At 61.8% G+C, this 16,844-nt stretch carries 15 protein-coding genes and 1 pseudogene; 10 read left to right on the plus strand and 6 right to left on the minus strand.

Features of this window, described 5'->3' with window-relative positions; all coding sequences use genetic code 11:
• The first annotated feature begins 22 nt into the window (after positions 1 to 22).
• The 5 genes from hemN to bioB all read left to right on the plus strand — a co-directional run bounded on the left by hemN (position 23) and on the right by bioB (position 4,769).
• A complete protein-coding gene (gene hemN / locus SCL_RS01530; protein ID WP_096359328.1) occupies positions 23 to 1,405 on the plus strand; it encodes an oxygen-independent coproporphyrinogen III oxidase in 1,383 nt (460 codons plus the stop codon).
• Between the two features lie 92 nt (positions 1,406 to 1,497).
• Positions 1,498 to 2,142, plus strand: a complete 645-nt coding sequence (locus tag SCL_RS01535; protein WP_096359330.1) for an OmpA family protein — start codon at positions 1,498 to 1,500, stop codon at positions 2,140 to 2,142.
• Positions 2,143 to 2,192: 50 nt separating this feature from the next.
• Positions 2,193 to 2,627, plus strand: coding sequence for a large conductance mechanosensitive channel protein MscL (gene mscL / locus SCL_RS01540; protein ID WP_096359332.1), 435 nt, complete (start codon positions 2,193 to 2,195; stop codon positions 2,625 to 2,627).
• Positions 2,628 to 2,953: 326 nt separating this feature from the next.
• Positions 2,954 to 3,718 carry a fumarate/nitrate reduction transcriptional regulator Fnr gene (gene fnr / locus SCL_RS01545; RefSeq protein ID WP_096359334.1) on the plus strand — a complete coding sequence of 255 codons (765 nt, stop codon included), beginning with the start codon at positions 2,954 to 2,956 and terminating at the stop codon, positions 3,716 to 3,718.
• An 82-nt stretch (positions 3,719 to 3,800) separates the two neighbouring features.
• A complete protein-coding gene (bioB, locus tag SCL_RS01550; RefSeq protein WP_096359336.1) occupies positions 3,801 to 4,769 on the plus strand; it encodes a biotin synthase BioB in 969 nt (322 codons plus the stop codon).
• A gap of 26 nt (positions 4,770 to 4,795) precedes the next feature.
• On the opposite strand, the gene SCL_RS01555 is transcribed toward bioB, so the two are convergent.
• From SCL_RS01555 to SCL_RS01575, 5 genes are all read right to left on the minus strand, one after another.
• A complete protein-coding gene (locus SCL_RS01555; protein WP_096359338.1) occupies positions 4,796 to 5,356 on the minus strand; it encodes a YfcE family phosphodiesterase in 561 nt (186 codons plus the stop codon).
• Between the two features lie 67 nt (positions 5,357 to 5,423).
• Entirely contained in the window at positions 5,424 to 7,448 is a 2,025-nt protein-coding gene (locus SCL_RS01560; RefSeq protein WP_096359340.1) for a sodium-translocating pyrophosphatase, read from the minus strand.
• Between the two features lie 121 nt (positions 7,449 to 7,569).
• Positions 7,570 to 7,782, minus strand: coding sequence for a hypothetical protein (locus SCL_RS01565; RefSeq protein WP_096359342.1), 213 nt, complete (start codon positions 7,780 to 7,782; stop codon positions 7,570 to 7,572).
• Between the two features lie 67 nt (positions 7,783 to 7,849).
• Positions 7,850 to 9,118: a 6-phosphofructokinase gene (locus SCL_RS01570; RefSeq protein WP_096359344.1), complete on the minus strand. Its 1,269-nt coding sequence runs from the start codon at positions 9,116 to 9,118 to the stop codon at positions 7,850 to 7,852.
• 4 nt (positions 9,119 to 9,122) lie between these two features.
• The gene (locus SCL_RS01575) at positions 9,123 to 9,542 is read right to left on the minus strand and encodes a hypothetical protein (protein ID WP_096359346.1); all 420 of its coding nucleotides are present in this window, start codon (positions 9,540 to 9,542) and stop codon (positions 9,123 to 9,125) included.
• A gap of 217 nt (positions 9,543 to 9,759) precedes the next feature.
• On the opposite strand from SCL_RS01575, the pseudogene SCL_RS01580 reads away from it, so the two are divergent.
• The 5 genes and pseudogenes from SCL_RS01580 to SCL_RS01600 all read left to right on the plus strand — a co-directional run.
• Positions 9,760 to 10,401, plus strand: a pseudogene (locus SCL_RS01580) (adenylate kinase); the annotation flags it as partial.
• A gap of 392 nt (positions 10,402 to 10,793) precedes the next feature.
• The gene (gene hemB / locus SCL_RS01585) at positions 10,794 to 11,807 is read left to right on the plus strand and encodes a porphobilinogen synthase (RefSeq protein WP_096359350.1); all 1,014 of its coding nucleotides are present in this window, start codon (positions 10,794 to 10,796) and stop codon (positions 11,805 to 11,807) included.
• Positions 11,808 to 11,841: 34 nt separating this feature from the next.
• A complete protein-coding gene (locus SCL_RS01590; protein WP_096359352.1) occupies positions 11,842 to 12,678 on the plus strand; it encodes a 23S rRNA (adenine(2030)-N(6))-methyltransferase RlmJ in 837 nt (278 codons plus the stop codon).
• Between the two features lie 217 nt (positions 12,679 to 12,895).
• Positions 12,896 to 13,210 carry a PilZ domain-containing protein gene (locus SCL_RS01595; protein WP_172425873.1) on the plus strand — a complete coding sequence of 105 codons (315 nt, stop codon included), beginning with the start codon at positions 12,896 to 12,898 and terminating at the stop codon, positions 13,208 to 13,210.
• 389 nt (positions 13,211 to 13,599) lie between these two features.
• Positions 13,600 to 16,002, plus strand: coding sequence for an EAL domain-containing protein (locus SCL_RS01600; protein ID WP_096359356.1), 2,403 nt, complete (start codon positions 13,600 to 13,602; stop codon positions 16,000 to 16,002).
• On the opposite strand, the gene SCL_RS01605 is transcribed toward SCL_RS01600, so the two are convergent.
• Positions 15,999 to 16,733, minus strand: a complete 735-nt coding sequence (locus SCL_RS01605) for an RsmE family RNA methyltransferase (protein WP_096359358.1) — start codon at positions 16,731 to 16,733, stop codon at positions 15,999 to 16,001. The two genes, SCL_RS01600 and SCL_RS01605, sit on opposite strands and share 4 nt — an antisense overlap.
• Positions 16,734 to 16,844: the final 111 nt, after the last annotated feature.

A 16,844-nucleotide genomic window follows, 5' to 3' on the forward strand; every position in this document is an offset into this window, starting at 1 on the left:
ACCAACCTGACGGGTATCGCGCTTGAATCAGCAGATCATTTTCGACGCCGAATTGCTGCGCCGCTACGACAAGAGCGGGCCGCGTTATACGTCGTATCCGACGGCGGTGCAGTTCAGCGCGGCTTTCACCGAAGCCGATTACCGGGCGCAGGCGCAACGCAGCAACGCTACGCCACGCCCGCTGTCACTGTATTTTCATCTCCCCTTCTGCGACACCGTGTGTTTCTACTGTGCCTGCAACAAGGTCGTCACCAAGGACCGCCAGCGCGCCTCGCCCTATCTCGAGCGCCTGCATCGCGAGATTGCGCTGCAGGCGAAGCTGTTCGACCGTGTGCGCACGGTGGAGCAGCTGCATTGGGGCGGCGGCACGCCGACCTTCATCAGCCACGAGGAGATGCGCGCGCTGATGACGGTCACGCGCGAACATTTCCGCCTGCGCGACGACGACAAGGGCGAGTACGGCATCGAGGTGGACCCGCGCGAGATACGGCCGGAAACGCTGGCGGTGTTGCGCGAGCTCGGCTTCAACCGCCTGAGCATGGGCGTGCAGGATTTTGAGCCCGTGGTGCAGAAGGCGGTCAACCGCATTCAAACCGAGGCCGAAACCTTCGCCGTGCTCACGGAGGCGCGCGCGCTGGGTTTCCGTTCCATCAGCATGGACCTGATTTACGGGCTGCCGCACCAGACGGTCGAGAGCTTCGGACGCACCCTGGAAAAGATCATCGGCGTCGGCCCGGACCGGCTGTCGGTATTTAATTACGCGCACCTGCCCGAGATGTTCAAACCGCAGCGCCGGATTAACGCAGCCGATCTGCCGAGCCCGCAGGAGAAGCTCAATATCCTGCAGCTCACCATCGAGCGCCTGACGCGGGCCGGGTATGTGTACATCGGCATGGACCATTTCGCGCGCCCGGACGACGAACTGGCGCAGGCGCAACGCAACGGCACGCTGTACCGCAATTTCCAGGGTTACTCCACGCATGCCGAATGCGACCTGGTCGGCATGGGCATCACGGCGATCGGCATGGTGGGCGACTGCTATAGCCAGAACCGCAAAACGCTGGAGGACTACTACGCCGCGCTCGACACCGGGCAACTGCCGGTCATGCGCGGGTTTGTCCTCGGCGCGGACGACAAACTGCGTCGCGCCATCATCACGCAGCTGATCTGTCATTTCACGCTCGATCTGGATGCCACCGGACGTGCGCATGGCGTAAGCTTCGCGGATTACTTTGCCGCGGAACTTGCCGATCTCAGGATCATGCAGCAGGACGGCCTGATCGAAATGGACGAAAAGTCGATACGCGTGCAACCCGCGGGCAAGCTGCTGATCCGCAATATTTGCATGGTGTTCGACCGCTACCTGCGCGAAAAGCAGGAGCAGCGCTTTTCAAAGGTGATTTGACGCGACTGATTGCGTCCACCTGTTGTCGAAGATGCCCAAGCCCCTCGGGGCTTGGTATTACGTTCAATCAAAAATCAGAAGGAGCAACTCAAATGAAAAAGACTCTGCCTCTCGCCATTCTCACTGCTGCTGTTTCGCTCGCTGGCCAATCGGCGTTGGCACATCCGGTCGGTCAGGCCACTCCCGGATATGTAGGCGACTCCCGTGGAATGCTGGTGACGGATTCATCCGGAAACTGCGTGCGTACTTCGTCCTGGGCCCCGGCGCTGGCCACGGAGGCCTGCGACGCCAGCCTGGTCAAGAAGGCCGCTCCGGCCCCGGCCCCGGCGAAAGCCGAACCCGCCCCGGCGCCCAAGCCGGCGCCGCAACCGGTGGCCGAGAAGGTCAGCCTGACGGCCGGCGCCCTGTTTGACGTCAACAAGGCCGATCTCAAGCCAGCGGGCAAATCGGAACTGGATGCGCTGGCGGCCAAGCTCAAGGGTGCGCAGGTCGAGCAGATCACCGTGACCGGCCATACTGATTCTTCGGGATCGAAGCAACTCAATCAGAGCCTGTCTGAACGCCGCGCTGACGCGGTCAAGGCCTATCTCGTATCGAAAGGTCTGGATGGCAGCCGCATTGATGCCAAGGGAGCGGGTGACACCCAGCCGGTCGCCAGCAACAAGACCGCCGATGGGCGCGCCCAGAACCGCCGCGTGGAAATCGACATCCGGGCGCAACGCACGACATCCAATTAACCAGTCACCGGTCAATCACTTCCGGATAACCAGAACCAAGGAGGACGCACATGTTGGAAGAATTCAAAAAATTCGCCATGCGCGGCAACGTGGTGGACATGGCCGTGGGCATCGTCATCGGCGCGGCGTTCGGCAAGATCGTCAGCTCGTTCGTGAGTGACGTGCTGATGCCGCCCATTGGCCTCGCGCTGGGTGGCATGGATTTCAGCGGTCTGTTCGTCACGCTCGGCAGCGGCAGCTATGCCACGCTCGCCGCGGCCAAAGCCGCCGGTGCTCCGACGTTGAACTACGGTCTGTTCATCAATGCGCTGATCGACTTCATCATCGTTGCGTTTGCGTTGTTCATGGTGATCAAGGCGATGAACCGGCTGAAGAAGGAAGAGGCCCCGGCCAAGGCGCCCGAGGTAAAGACCTGTCCGGAATGCCTCTCGGAGATTCCGCTCGCCGCCAAGCGTTGCAAGTTCTGCAGCGCCGCGCTCAAGTAATCCAGAGAGGCGCGACCCTCGAAACCGGGCCCGGTACAAGCATTCCGGGCCCGGTGTAGTGGAAGCCGCCGTTTATCGGGCGCGTTACTGCCGTGGCGCCCGAACTTCCCGTTGTATCATGCGTTAACAAGCATTTACCTTTGTGTGGAACTGCAAGTACGCGGTATGGCGCACACATCAATTACTTATTGAATGTGCGGGAAATTTTTCGTTTGCCGAAATGGCTGCGCAGGCTCATGAAATGGTTTTATGGGGCTGATTGGATGTAATAGACCTTGCCGGGCAATTTTGTTACAAAGAGCATCCCCAGCATAAGGAAAGGCCCGGTGCAAAAACGCGAAGCGGCGACGGTTATCAACATTTCCAGCATCAAGGCGGCCTGCAAGGATTGCACGCTCCAGGAATTGTGCCTGCCGTTGGGCCTCAATGAGGTCGACGTCGCCGCCCTCGACAAGGTCATCAAGCGCCGGCGTACCCTGAAAAAGAGTGAAATGCTTTACCGCTTCGGTGACCCCCTGCGCGCGCTTTATGCCATTCGCAGCGGCGCACTCAAGACCACCGGCCTGATCGAAGACGGCCGCGCCCAGGTCACCGGTTTTTACCTGCCCGGCGAATTGCTCGGGATCGACGCCATCAACACCGACAAGCACCCGTGCAGCGCCGAGGCCCTCGAAACCTCGGAGGTCTGTGAAATTCCCTATGGCGCGCTGGAAGAACTGGCCACCAAGATCCCCGGCCTGCAGCATCAATTGCTGCGCATCATGAGCCGCGAGATCGTGCGCGACGAGGAAATGCTCATGATGCTGGGCCGCATGAGCGCCGAGGAGCGCCTGGCTTCCTGCCTGATGAGTTTTTCCCGTCGCCTGTCCCGGCTCGGCGGCGCGCCGGCCGAATTCAAGCTCAGCATGTCGCGCCAGGATCTGGGCGATTATCTGGGTCTCGCGCTCGAGACGGTGAGCCGCCTGTTGTCGCGTTTCCACGACGAAGGCCTGATCGAGGTGCACGGCCGGCAGATCACGCTGCGCGACCTTAACCGCCTGCGTAACATGGCCGCCGGCAACGGTCGCGAGCACAACGCCTCGGCCCAATAATTCGTCAACCTGCTTTTTGTCGCAGGGTTGACAAGCCGGCCGGCTTGCCCTAGCTTGACCTTCTTTTCCCGACCGACCCGTCATGCCAGATACCGCCACGATCGCCGCGCTCTTCGAGCTGCCATTCAACGATCTCCTGTACCGCGCCCAGGGCGTGCATCGGAGCCACTTCGATCCGAACGCGGTGCAGCTCTCCACGCTGCTGTCCATCAAGACCGGCGGCTGTTCCGAGGATTGCGGCTACTGCTCGCAGTCGGCGCGTTTCCACACCGATGTCCCCAGTCAGCCCCTCATGTCCCGGGACGAGGTCATCGCCGCCGCGCGCGCGGCCAAGGCGCGCGGCGCCACCCGTTTCTGCATGGGCGCGGCCTGGCGCGGACCGAAGGAAAAAGACCTGGCGCAGGTAACGGACATGATCCGCGCGGTCAAGGACCTCGGCATGGAAACCTGCGCCACGTTGGGATTGTTGCGCGAAGGCCAGGCCGAACAGCTGGCGCAGGCCGGTCTGGATTACTATAACCACAATCTCGATACCTCGCGCGCCCATTACGACAACATCGTTCACACCCACAGCTTCGACAGCCGGATGGAAACACTCAAAAAGGTGCGCTCCGCCGGACTCAAAGTCTGCTGCGGCGGTATCATGGGCATGGGGGAATCGCGTGAAGACCGGATTCAGTTCATCGCCGAGCTGGCGGCGCTCGACCCGCCGCCGGAATCGGTGCCGATCAACCTGCTGGTGCATATCCCCGGCACGCCGTTATCCGATAAACCTGCGCTGGACCCGATCGAATTCGTGCGCACCATCGCGGTCGCGCGCATCAGCATGCCGGCCTCGTTCGTGCGCCTGTCCGCCGGCCGCAGCGCCATGCCGGACCATCTGCAGGCCCTGTGTTTCCTGGCCGGCGCCAATTCCATTTTCTACGGCGACCGGTTGTTGACCACGCCCAACCCGGAATCCGACGCCGATCTCAGGCTGTTCGAGAAGCTGGGTATTTACCCCATGACTGCCGAGATCGCCGCGCCGCCACGCAAAGCCGCCGAAGCCTGATTGCTCTCTGCTCCGGATCTCCGGAGTCAGGCCCGCATGATTTTCGGGTCGGTCTGCGTGCCCGAGGCCGGTTCCGGCAGCAGCACCGCCCTGATTTCAAATTCCATATTCTCCAAATCGCCCAGCACATAAGTCGCCGGCGCGCTCACGCCGCCGACGGTGCCGGGATCGACCCGAAGCGTTTCGCCGCCTTTGATGTTTTTAATCCGCTCGATGACGGCGTGATGCTCGTGGCCGTTGCACACCAGGTCGTAATCGCCGGTGACGGCCATGGCCTTGGCGTAATGCGGGTAATGCACGACAAAAATCCGTTTGCCCGCCAGCGTGAACGAGCCGTCCTGGCCGTAGTAATGCACCCGGTTTTCCGGCTTGTGCGCCAGCTTCGAAAGATGAAACAGATCGCCCTGGTTGTTGCCGTGTACCAGATGCACCGGCAGCCCCAGCGGGGTGATGGCGTGCAGCGTGCTGGGCGCCACCAGGTCGCCGCAATGAATCACGGCCTGCGCCCCGAGCGATTTGGCTTCCGTCACCGCGGCGGCCAGGTGGTCGCGATGGTCGTGGCTGTCGGAGACGATGCAGATTTTCATGACGTTATTGTATCTCCCAAAAACAAAGGCCGGCGAGCGCCGGCCTTTGTTCACGAATGAAGCGTGGTTACAGCAGCGGCACGATCAGCAGCGCCACGATATTGATGATCTTGATCATGGGGTTGATGGCCGGGCCGGCGGTGTCCTTGTAGGGATCGCCCACGGTGTCGCCGGTGACGGCGGCCTTGTGCGCGTCCGAGCCCTTGCCGCCGAATTTGCCGTTTTCGATGTACTTCTTGGCGTTGTCCCAGGCGCCGCCGCCGGTGGTCATGGAGATGGCGACGAAGATGCCCGTGACGATGGAGCCGAGCAGCACGCCGCCCAGCGCCTCCTTGCCGAGGGTAAAGCCGACGATGATCGGCACCAGCACCGGCAGTATCGAGGGGATGATCATTTCCTTGATCGCCGCCTTGGTCAGCATGTCCACGGCCTTGGAATAATCCGGCTTGGCCTTGCCTTCCATGATGCCCTTGATGGTCTTGAACTGGCGGCGAACTTCCACCACCACGCTGCCGGCGGCGCGTCCGACCGCCTCCATGGCCAGCGCCCCGAAGAGGTAGGGGATGAGGCCGCCGATGAACAGGCCGATGATCACGTTGGGATTGGACAGGCTGAATTCCACCGCCTTGCCCACGTGCGCCTCGAGCGCGTGCGTGTAGTCCGCGAACAGCACCAGTGCCGCCAGACCGGCCGAGCCGATGGCGTAGCCCTTGGTGACGGCCTTGGTGGTATTGCCCACGGCGTCTAGCGGGTCGGTGATGTCACGCACTTTCTTCGGCAGTTCCGCCATTTCGGCGATACCGCCGGCGTTGTCGGTGACCGGGCCGTAGGCGTCGAGCGCCACGATGACACCGGTCATGGATAGCATCGAGGTGGCGGCGATGGCGATGCCGTAGAGCTCGGCGAGTTCATAGGCGCCCCAGATGCTGGCGCACACCGCGATCACCGGCAGCGCCGTGGCCTTCATGGACAGGCCGAGACCGGCGATGACGTTGGTGCCATGGCCCGTGGTCGAGGCCTGCGCGATTTTTTGCACCGGGCTGTACTCGGTCGCGGTGTAGTACTCGGTGATGACCACCATGGCGGTGGTGAGCGCGAGTCCGATGAGCGCCGCGCCGTAAATCTGCATGGTGCTGTAGGAGCCATTGCCGACCATCATTTTATCCGTCACGAAATAGAAGGCGATGGCGGCCAGCACGCCGGAAGTAATGACGGCCCGGTACAGGCCGTTCATGATTTTCCCCTTATCGCTGACTTTGACGAAGAATGTGCCGACGATGGAGGCGAGGATGGACACGCCGCCGAGCACCAGCGGATACATCACGGCGTTGCCGAAGCTCGGCAGCACCAGGCTGCCGAGCAGCATGGTGGCGATGATGGTCACGGCGTAGGTCTCGAACAGGTCGGCGGCCATGCCGGCGCAGTCGCCGACGTTGTCGCCGACGTTGTCGGCAATCACCGCCGGGTTGCGCGGGTCATCCTCGGGAATGCCGGCCTCGACCTTGCCCACCAGGTCGGCGCCGACGTCGGCGCCCTTGGTGAAGATGCCGCCGCCGAGTCGGGCGAAGATCGAGATCAATGAACCGCCGAAGGCGAGGCCGACGAGCGGGGAGATCAGATTCGACTGGGTGAAATCGGGATACAGGAATTGCAGGAGGGTGTAGTAGCCGGCCACTCCCATCAATCCGAGGCCGACCACGAACAGGCCGGTGATGGCGCCGGAACGGAACGCCACCTGCAGCGCCGGGTTGAGACCGTCCTTGGCCGCCTCGGTGGTGCGCACGTTGGCGCGCACCGAGATGTTCATGCCGATATAGCCGGTGGCCGCGGAGAGAACGGCGCCGATGGCGAAGCCGATGGCGGTCCGCGGGTCGAGCATGAAATAAATCACCAGGAACAGGATCACGCCCACCACGCCGATCGTGGTGTACTGGCGGTTCAGGTAGGCCGAGGCGCCTTCCTGGATCGCGGCCGCGATCTCGCGCATGCGGTCGCTGCCGGTGGGTTTGCCGAGCACCCAGTAAATGGACACCACGCTGTAAATGATGGCCGCAAAGGCGCAGGCCAGTGCGAAGATCAGGCTGTCAGACATGTGCTTCCTCCCGTGAGATGAACATCGCTGCGCCGCGGGGCGCGTTGATTACGACACACTGCTGAAACTAACTGAAACAGACGAATCGCAACATTGATTAAAATCAACCTTGGCAAGATATTCATTTTTTGGTGGCCAGGCCGCCTTCGAAACGCATGCCCGGCTCGAAATTGAACACCTTGTCCAGATCCAGTTCACGGATCAGCCGGTCCACCGCCGCCTGGCCGTGCTCGCGATTGACCTCCGCGAGAATCAGCTTGGCCGAGTTGGCGTTGTAGAACCCGCCGAAATCCGCCTGCACTTTAAGCATTTCCCTTGCTTTGTCCAGCGTCATAAAAACTTATGCTGGCCAGGAAGACAAATCTTATATCGCATTGCGGCGTTCCCGGCGGTTCATGCGATTACAGTTTGAATTCGCCGAGCTTCTTCTTCGCGGCGACATTTTTCAGCCGCACGTACTGCGGCATGCCGTTTTTGTACGGCGGGTAGTCTTCGCCCTGGATCAGCGGCTCCAGATAGGTGCGGCACTTGGCGGTGATGCCGAAGCCGTCGTCGGTGATGAAGTCCTTGGGCATCATTTTTTCCACGTTCGCCACCTTGTTGAGCGGCGCCACGCCGACTTTCCATTTATAAGGCTTGCTCGACACGCGCTCGACCGTCGGCATCACGGAATTCTTGCCCTTGACGGCCAGCTCGACCGCCGCCTTGCCCATGGCGTAGGCCTGGTCCACGTCGCTCTTGGAGGCGATGTGGCGCGCCGCGCGCTGCAGATAATCCGCGACGCCCCAGTGATACTTGAGGCCGAGCCCTTCCTTGATGATGGAGGCCACGACGGGGGCCACGCCGCCGAGTTGTGCATGGCCGAAGGCATCCTTGAGGCCCTGGTCGGCGAGGAACTTGCCATCCGGACTCTTCACGCCTTCCGACACCACCACCGTGCAATAACCGTATTTCTTGACGTTGGCGTCCACGGTGGCGAGGAATTTTGCCTTGTCGAAGCTGACCTCGGGGAACAAGATCACGATCGGGATTTCGGTGTCCTGGGTGGAAGCCAGACCGCCCGCCGCGGCGATCCAGCCGGCGTGCCGGCCCATGACTTCGAGAATGAAAACCTTGGTCGAGGTCTTGGCCATCGAAGCGACATCGAATGACGCCTCGCGCGTCGAGACCGCGATGTATTTGGCCACCGAGCCGAAGCCCGGGCAGTTGTCAGTGATGGGCAGGTCGTTGTCCACGGTCTTGGGCACGTGGATTGCCTGGATCGGATAGCCCAGGGTCTCGGACAGTTGCGAAACTTTCAGACAGGTATCGGCCGAGTCGCCGCCGCCGTTGTAGAAGAAGTAGCCGATGTCGTGCGCCTTGAATACCTCGATCAGGCGGTCGTATTCGCGTTTGTTCTGCTCCAGGCTTTTCAGCTTGTAGCGGCAGGAACCGAACGCGCCCGAAGGCGTGTGGCGCAGCGCCTTGATCGCCGCCACCGATTCCTTGCTGGTGTCGATCAGGTCCTCGGTGAGTGCGCCGATGATGCCGTTGCGGCCGGCATAGACCTTGCCGATTTTCTTCGGATACTTGCGCGCGGTCTCGAGCACGCCGCAGGCCGAGGCGTTGATGACCGCCGTGACGCCGCCGGACTGGGCGTAGAACGCGTTTTTGGGTTTGCCTTTTGCCATTGCTTCAATCTCCCCAGAAGAGTGGTGATGTATCGGGTTTTTCCGGCGCGTCCTTGTCGGTCTGCGCCGGTGTTTGATCGGTGCTGATTTTCTGCTTGCGAATGTGATCGGACTCGACCTGCAACACACTGATCACGCAATCGCCAATCTCGTCGTAGCTGTCGATGCCGGTGCCGAGCTGGTGCTCGGGATGATAATAGAAGTAGGCGCGGAAACGCTTGGGGCCGGTTTTGACGATGGTGAAGTTCGCGCCCTTGGCGCTCCAGAACAGGGCCGGGCACCAGGCCATGCCGTCGGCGCCGCCGAGCATGACCTCGGTGTCGGCCATTTGCGGTTCGACTTCCTTGCCGTAACGTTCCTTCAGTGTGCTGCGCACGGCCCAGAGCTCGGTCTCGGTAAAATCCGGAATTTTGTTATGACTCATCGGCGGAATTCAGGGCGATACCGCGCCTGCGAAAACGAGCTTAACCAAGTTTCCCTCCTTGGAACACGCGGAAAGATGAATCCGGCAATAGGGCCCATTTATAGGGCTGGACCATTGACGCCGGGGTGGGCAAATTGTAGTTTACGCGCCCCTGACATTGAACCAGGGGAATTTCCTCAGGAATACGCACCACCAAGAACTTAAAAGCGAGAATGCCATGAGAATCGTGCTTTTGGGAGCGCCGGGGTCCGGCAAGGGAACGCAAGCTAAGTTATTGGTTGAGAAGTACAAAATTCCCCAGATGTCCACGGGCGACCTGCTGCGCGCGGAAGTCGCAGCCGGCACCGATCTGGGAAAAAAGGCCAAGGCTGCCATGGATTCCGGGCAGCTGGTCACCGACGACATCGTGCTTGGCATGATCCAGGCGCGACTCGCCAAGCCCGACGCCAAAAACGGTTTCATTCTCGACGGTTTTCCGCGCAACATCCCGCAGGCCCAGGCGCTCGACGCCATGCTGGCGCGGCTCGGCCAGCCCTTGCAGCTGGCGCTGCTGGTGGATGTCGATACCGACGTATTGATGAAACGGCTCACCGGCCGGCGCACCTGCGGCTCCTGCGGCGCGATCTACAACATTCATTTCTCGGCCCCGAAGACCTCGAACAAGTGCGACAAGTGCGGCGGCAGTCTCACGCACCGGTCCGACGACAACGAGCAGACAGTGGGTAAGCGCCTGGCCGTGTACCAGCAGCAGACCGCCCCGCTCGCCAACTATTACAAGGCGCAGGGTAAGCTGCGCACCGTGCGCGGCGTGGGCACGGTGAGCGCCATCTTCAAGAACGCGACCGACATCATCGAATCACAGATCCGGCCGCTGGCGGACGTGATGAGCAAGATCGAGTCGGCGGCGGCGCGCCAGGCGGCCAAGGCCAAGGCCGAGGAAGCCAGGGTCAAGGCGGCAGCGAAGGCGGCCAAAGCTGCCAAGGCCGCCAAAGCGGCGAAACCGGCACCCGCCGCCAAACCCAAAGCCAAGCCGGTTCCGGTAGCCAAGGCCAAGCCGGCTGCGAAAAAGGCGGCGCCGAAAAAGGCTGCGCCCAAGGCCAAGCCGAAGAAAGCCGCCAAGGCCGCACCCAAAGCCAAGGCCAAGAAGGTCAAGTAAATTACAAAGCGAATGGACAGGATTAGCAGGATTAAAAAATATGCACTTAAAAAAATCCTGTTAATCCTGTCTATTTTTTTGTAATTGGATCTTAAATGGCGACCGGCACCGGAAAATTCCCGCGAGTACGCCCGCGCCGCATGCGGCGCGATGATTTCTCGCGCCGGTTGATGCGCGAGACCCGGCTCACGGCAGACGATCTGATCCAGCCGGTGTTCGTCATGGAAGGCAGGAACCGCGCGGAAGCGGTGGCGAGCATGCCGAGCATCGAGCGCGTGACGACCGACCTGCTGCTCAAGCAGGCGGAAAAACTCCTGAAGCTCGGCGTGCCGGCCATCGCCTTGTTCCCGGTGGTGGCCTCGTCGAAAAAGGACAACCAGGCCAGGGAGGCGTTCAATCCCAAGGGCCTGGTGCCGCAGACAGTGCGCGCTCTCAAGAAAAATTTCCCGGAGCTGGGCGTGATCACCGACATCGCGCTTGACCCCTATACCTCGCACGGCCAGGACGGGCTGATCGACAACAGCGGTTACGTGCTGAACGACGCAACCGTGGCGGTGCTGGTGAAGCAGGCCTTGTCGCATGCCGCCGCCGGTGCCGATGTCGTGGCGCCCTCGGACATGATGGACGGGCGCATCGGCGCCATCCGCGACGCGCTGGAGAAGGCGGGGCACATTCATACCCGCATCCTGGCTTACTCCGCCAAATACGCCTCGAATTTTTATGGTCCTTTCCGCGATGCCGTGGGCTCGGCCGCCAGTCTCGGCAAGGGCAGCAAGGACAGCTATCAGATGGACCCGGCCAATTCCGACGAGGCGCTGCGCGAAGTGGCGCTCGATCTCGAGGAGGGCGCGGACATGGTGATGGTCAAGCCCGGCATGCCCTATCTCGACATCGTACGACGGGTGAAGGACAAGTTCGATGTGCCGACCTTCGTCTACCAGGTGAGCGGCGAATACGCCATGTTCATGGCGGCGGCGAAAAATGGCTGGCTCGATGAGCGCGCCGGCATCATGGAATCGCTGCTTTGCATCAAGCGCGCCGGGGCCGATGCCATTCTCACTTATTTCGCCGAACGCGCCGCCGGGTGGCTGAAAGCAGGCTCGCGCTGATCCGGCCGCCCGCAAAACGCGGCACGCTGTCCTCATGAATTACCGCCATATCTTCCACGCTGGCAATTTCGCCGATGTCTTCAAGCACGTCGTGATTTCGCTGTTGCTCAAGTCGCTGCACCGCAAAGATACGCCGTTTTGCTACCTCGACACCCACGCCGGCGTAGGCCGCTACGATCTCAGCAGCGCCGCGGCGCAGAAAACCGGGGAGTATCGTGACGGCATCAAGCGTCTCCTGAATGTTCAACCCATTCCCGAACTGGCGGACTATCTGGCGGCGGTGCGCGCGCTGAATGACGCGGACACGCTGCGGTATTACCCCGGCTCGCCGCGCATCGCGCGGTTTTTCCTGAGACCGCAGGACCGCGCGATACTGCTCGAGCTTCAACCGGAGGAATGCACGCAACTGAAGACTGAATTTGCCGGCGACCGGCAGGTGATTGTTCAGGAGCAGGATGGATATGCCGGCCTCAAGGCATATTTGCCGCCAAAAGAAAGGCGTGGCCTGGTTTTGATTGATCCGCCCTACGAATCGGACCAGGAGTTCGATCAGGCGATTGAAGCAATGCGTCTGGCCCACGTGCGCTGGGACTCCGGGATATACGCCTTGTGGTATCCGATCAAGAGCCGCTCCCCGGTGGAGCGCTTGCACCGGCGGCTGGTCGCCACTGGCATCCGCAAAATCCTGCTGGCGGAATTCAGTCCCTGGCCCGAGGATACCGCCTTCCGCCTCAACGGTTGCGGCATGGTCGTGATCAATCCACCCTGGAAGCTGGATGAAACGCTGCAATCGCTGTTGCCGGCCTTGCTGGAGATATTGCGGCAGCATCCGGCCGGCCGTGCCACGACCAGCTGGCTGGTTCCGGAATAGTGCCATGGGCGTTGCCGGCGCCGCTGCTGACCAGCGGTAAAAGCGCAACGGCATCCATCTGTTACAAACAGCCGTCGACAGCGCGCCCGTAAACGAGTATTTTATCGGCCAATAACCTGTGGTTTTTCAATAATAAAGACGTGTTTGCCGGTTTTCCGGCGTGGAGGTACCGGTGGTCAAAGGCTTACCGGCTATGCATGAGGGGAACATCAACGCCATGAACGAGAGGCGCGACAGTCAGCGCGTGCCGGTTACGCTCGATGCCGTGCTGAATTATCAGGCGCAGGTCATGATCTGTACCATCCGCGACATCAGCCTGAATGGCGCTTTCATCGAAGGCACGCCGGAAGGACTGCCGTATTTCAATGCCCCGGTGGAGCTGGGCCTGACCCTGACTTCCGCCGGCGAAACCAAACAACACCGTATTCCCGCCAAGATCCGCCGCATTACCGACAACGGCGTCGGCCTGACCTTCGGCGATGTCGGCATGGACGCCTATTTCAGCTTGGTCAATCTGGTTTATAACGCCTGAGCTTCGGCGTTTTTTCGCCAATGTCCCGTCTGTACCCCCGGCCCCGTTTGGTAGCAGTGGGGCCGAATCAGGTCCGGTTGCCGTTTTATGTAAGCCTGGCGCCATTTTCCGGCGCAAAAACGGCAACCATTGCCTCAAGCTGTTTCTGATGGCCGTACCCTAACTCCCCGTTTCTGCGCCATTTTTCGCCGATCACTGCCGGAGCACCACTTAAGGCACGTCCCTTGCACGGAATAGACCTCAAGGGACGGGGATAACCGTTAATTGTGTGTCACTTCGGATAAGGGATGCGCCTGCAGCTGGCAGGGGCGGAGAAGCGGCGCGCAAGGTTGTCAGCGATGAAACCATGAAGACACCTGTCGTCCGCGACCGGGTGCCTGTGTTTTTTCATGTTTCGACACAAGTCAAAGACTCTCATCGCCTCGGGCTTCGTTCTGGTGCTGGCGCTCACGGTCGCGCTGGCGGGCGTCGGCCTCACGCGCATGACCGCGATTCACAATCACCTCAAGCTCGTCACCGAAAGGCATAACGCCAAGGCCGACATCATTTTTTCGATGCGCCATATCGCGCGCGAGCGCGCGCTCAGCACCTACGCCATGTTCATCATGGACGATCCCTTCGACCGCGAAGAGGAATTGCGCCGGTTCACCGAGATGGCCGGTGAGTTCATGCGCTTGCGTGACCGCCTGCTCGAGATCGGCCTGAAGGAGAACGAACGCATCGCCCTCGACAAGGTGCTGGAGCAGGTGCGCCTCTACCAGCCGCTGCACCTGGCGCTGGTGGACAAGATCACCCACGAGCGCCGGGCTGACGTGAAGGATGAAATCCTGCGTCACGACCTGCTGCGGCAGCGCACCATGCTGGGCCAGCTGGACGAGATGGTGGAGCTGGAGCGCGTCGAGATCGGCAAGGCCACGGCGCAGGCGGCGCGGGAATACAACTCGGCCTGCCTGGTCATGGTCCTCCTGACCGCCATTATCATGGTGTCGGGTTTTTTCATCGCTTCCTATGTCATTCATCGCACGCGGCAGGTGGAACAGGCCCTGGCGCGGGAGAAGGAGCACGCCGAGATCACGCTGCATTCGGTGGGCGACGCCGTCATCGCCGCCGACGAGCAGGGCAACGTCAATTACCTGAATCCCGCCGCCGAGCAGATGACCGGCTGGCGCAACGCCGAGGCGCGCGGCCAGCCGTTGCGCAACATCTACCACATCATCAACGAAACCACGCGCAAGGCGCTCGAGCATCCGGCGATGCTCGGTGTCCTGGATACGCCCATCGCCGGGCTGAACAAGCATACCCTGCTGATCAGTCGCCGCGGGTGGGAGCTGGCCGTCGAGGACAACGCCGCGCCGATCCGCAACAGCGACGGCGAGAACGTCGGCGCCATCCTGGTGTTCCGCGACGTCACCGAGCAGCGCCAGATGCAGAAACAGCTGAGCTGGCAGGCCAGCCATGACCCGCTCACCGGCCTGGCCAACCGGCGCGAGTTCGAGGTGCTGCTGGAGCGCCTGATCGCCAGCGCCAAGGAGCAGGACAAGCATCACGCCCTGCTGTATCTCGACCTCGACCAGTTCAAGGTCATCAACGACACCTGCGGGCACGTGGCCGGCGACGAACTGCTGCGGCAGATCGCCGGGCTCATGCGGCCGCTGATCCGCGACAGCGACACCCTGACCCGTCTCGGCGGCGACGAGTTCGGCATCCTGCTCGAGGGTTGCTACATCCCGCAGGCGGAACAGATCGCCCACAAGGTGCTGGAGTTGCTGGAGGATTTTCGTTTCGTGTGGCAGGACAAGAGCTTCCGTGTCGGCGTGTCCATCGGCCTGGTCGGCATTCACGCCGGCAGCGGCTCGGCCTCGAGCGCGTTGAGCGTCGCCGACGGCGCCTGCTACATGGCCAAGGACAAGGGTCGCAACCGCGTCTGGGTGCACCAGGACGACGACCGCGAAGCGGCGCACCGGCAGGGAGAAATGGAATGGGTGTCGCGCATCATGCGCGCGTTCGACGAAGACCGCTTCGTCCTGTATTACCAGCGCGTGATGCCGCTCGCCGCGGACGCGGAGGACTACCAGTGCCGGGAAGTGTTGGTGCGCATGCGCGCCGAAAACGGCGAACTGATTCCGCCCATGGCGTTCATCCCGGCCGCCGAGCGCTATGGCATGATGAGCACGGTGGACCGCTGGGTCGTCAAAACCGCCTTTACCTGGCTGGCCGGCCATCCCTCCGGGGAACGGCTGGCGATCAATCTTTCCAGCCAGTCGCTGGGCGACGAGGATTTCCTGAATTTCGTGATGGAGCAGTTCCGCACCACGCGCCTGTCGCCGCGGCGCATCTGTTTCGAGATCACCGAAACCGCGGCCATCGCCAACTGGAACCGCGCCACTCATTTCATTGCTGCGTTGCGCGCTCACGGTTGCCGCTTCGCCCTCGATGATTTCGGCAGCGGCATGTCGTCCTTCGGTTACCTGAAAGGTCTGGCGATCGACTTCATCAAGATCGACGGCGCGTTCGTGCGCGACATGATCGATGACGAGGTCGACTTTGCCATGGTCGAGGCGGTCAATCGCATCGGTCACGTCATGGGCATCCGCACCACGGCGGAGTACGTGGAGAACGACCAGATACTCGAGAAGCTGCGGGAGCTGGGCGTGGATTATGCCCAGGGCTACGGCCTGCACATGCCGCAACCGCTCGAGGTGATCACCGAGTTGCCCGCGGGGAAAACGGCGAATTCCAAAGAGAAACCGTTCGACCTCGATTTTCCGGTGATAGGTCGCCCCGCGGTCTAGCTGCCGGACCCGGCGTTCAGGGCAAAGGCCGCGACCAGCGCCACCGCCGCGGTTTCTATGCGCAGTATGGAAACCCCCAGCGTCAGCGACCTTGCGCCGGCGGCGACAGCCTGTTCGATCTCGGCCTCTGTAAATCCGCCTTCGGGCCCGACCAGCAGCGTCACGTCATTCACTCGCTCATTAATCGCCGCGGTAACGCTTACGGCCTGTACCGCGGGGTGGGCGAGCCATACCAGGCTTCCCTCCGCTGTCGCGCGCCGGGTGACATCCGGTGCCGTGGATGCTGCTTCAATCGCCGGAAGATACAGTCGGCGACTCTGCTTGCAGGCCTCGAGGCAGATTTTCCGCCAGCGCGCCGGGCTGTTGGCGCCGGGTTTGACCACGCTGCGCGCACACAGGAGCGGGGTGAAACGGGTCATGCCCAATTGCGTCGCCATGTCGAGCAGCACCTGCTGGCGGTCCCCTTTGGGCAGGGCGCAGGCGAGATGCAGCGTCGGCCGGCGCGGGGGTTCAGTGCGTCGTTCCTCGATGCGCAATTCCAGTGTCTGCCCGCGCGCGGTGGTTCGGAGCAGCGTGGCGCGCGCGGTGCCGCCGTGTCCGTCGAACAGCCACAGCGTATCCCCGTCGTGCAGCCGGCGCGCCGCCGCGGCGTGGCGCGCCTCGTCGCCCGTCAGCAGCAGCGTCGCGCCGGGTTCGGCGAGTTGCTCGGAATAGAACAAGGGTTCGGTCATATATTCATAAATATGATTTTGAACCGCCAAGGCGCCAAGCCCGCCAAGAAAGAATAATTTTCAAGAATAAAAAACTTGGCGTTCTTGGCGTCTTGGCGGTGGATGTTAACA

Source organism: Sulfuricaulis limicola (assembly GCF_002355735.1).
Lineage (GTDB): Bacteria > Pseudomonadota > Gammaproteobacteria > Acidiferrobacterales > Sulfurifustaceae > Sulfuricaulis > Sulfuricaulis limicola.

Coding starts and splice junctions, on each gene's coding strand:
- SCL_RS01535 (WP_096359330.1), top strand. CDS start 1,498: ATGAAAAAGACTCTGCCTCTCGCCATTCTCACTGCTGCTGTTTCGCTC.
- mscL (WP_096359332.1), top strand. CDS start 2,193: ATGTTGGAAGAATTCAAAAAATTCGCCATGCGCGGCAACGTGGTGGAC.
- bioB (WP_096359336.1), top strand. CDS start 3,801: ATGCCAGATACCGCCACGATCGCCGCGCTCTTCGAGCTGCCATTCAAC.
- SCL_RS01555 (WP_096359338.1), bottom strand. CDS start 5,356: ATGAAAATCTGCATCGTCTCCGACAGCCACGACCATCGCGACCACCTG.
- SCL_RS01560 (WP_096359340.1), bottom strand. CDS start 7,448: ATGTCTGACAGCCTGATCTTCGCACTGGCCTGCGCCTTTGCGGCCATC.
- SCL_RS01565 (WP_096359342.1), bottom strand. CDS start 7,782: ATGACGCTGGACAAAGCAAGGGAAATGCTTAAAGTGCAGGCGGATTTC.
- SCL_RS01570 (WP_096359344.1), bottom strand. CDS start 9,118: ATGGCAAAAGGCAAACCCAAAAACGCGTTCTACGCCCAGTCCGGCGGC.
- SCL_RS01575 (WP_096359346.1), bottom strand. CDS start 9,542: ATGAGTCATAACAAAATTCCGGATTTTACCGAGACCGAGCTCTGGGCC.
- hemB (WP_096359350.1), top strand. CDS start 10,794: ATGGCGACCGGCACCGGAAAATTCCCGCGAGTACGCCCGCGCCGCATG.
- SCL_RS01590 (WP_096359352.1), top strand. CDS start 11,842: ATGAATTACCGCCATATCTTCCACGCTGGCAATTTCGCCGATGTCTTC.
- SCL_RS01595 (WP_172425873.1), top strand. CDS start 12,896: ATGAACGAGAGGCGCGACAGTCAGCGCGTGCCGGTTACGCTCGATGCC.
- SCL_RS01600 (WP_096359356.1), top strand. CDS start 13,600: ATGTTTCGACACAAGTCAAAGACTCTCATCGCCTCGGGCTTCGTTCTG.
- SCL_RS01605 (WP_096359358.1), bottom strand. CDS start 16,733: ATGACCGAACCCTTGTTCTATTCCGAGCAACTCGCCGAACCCGGCGCG.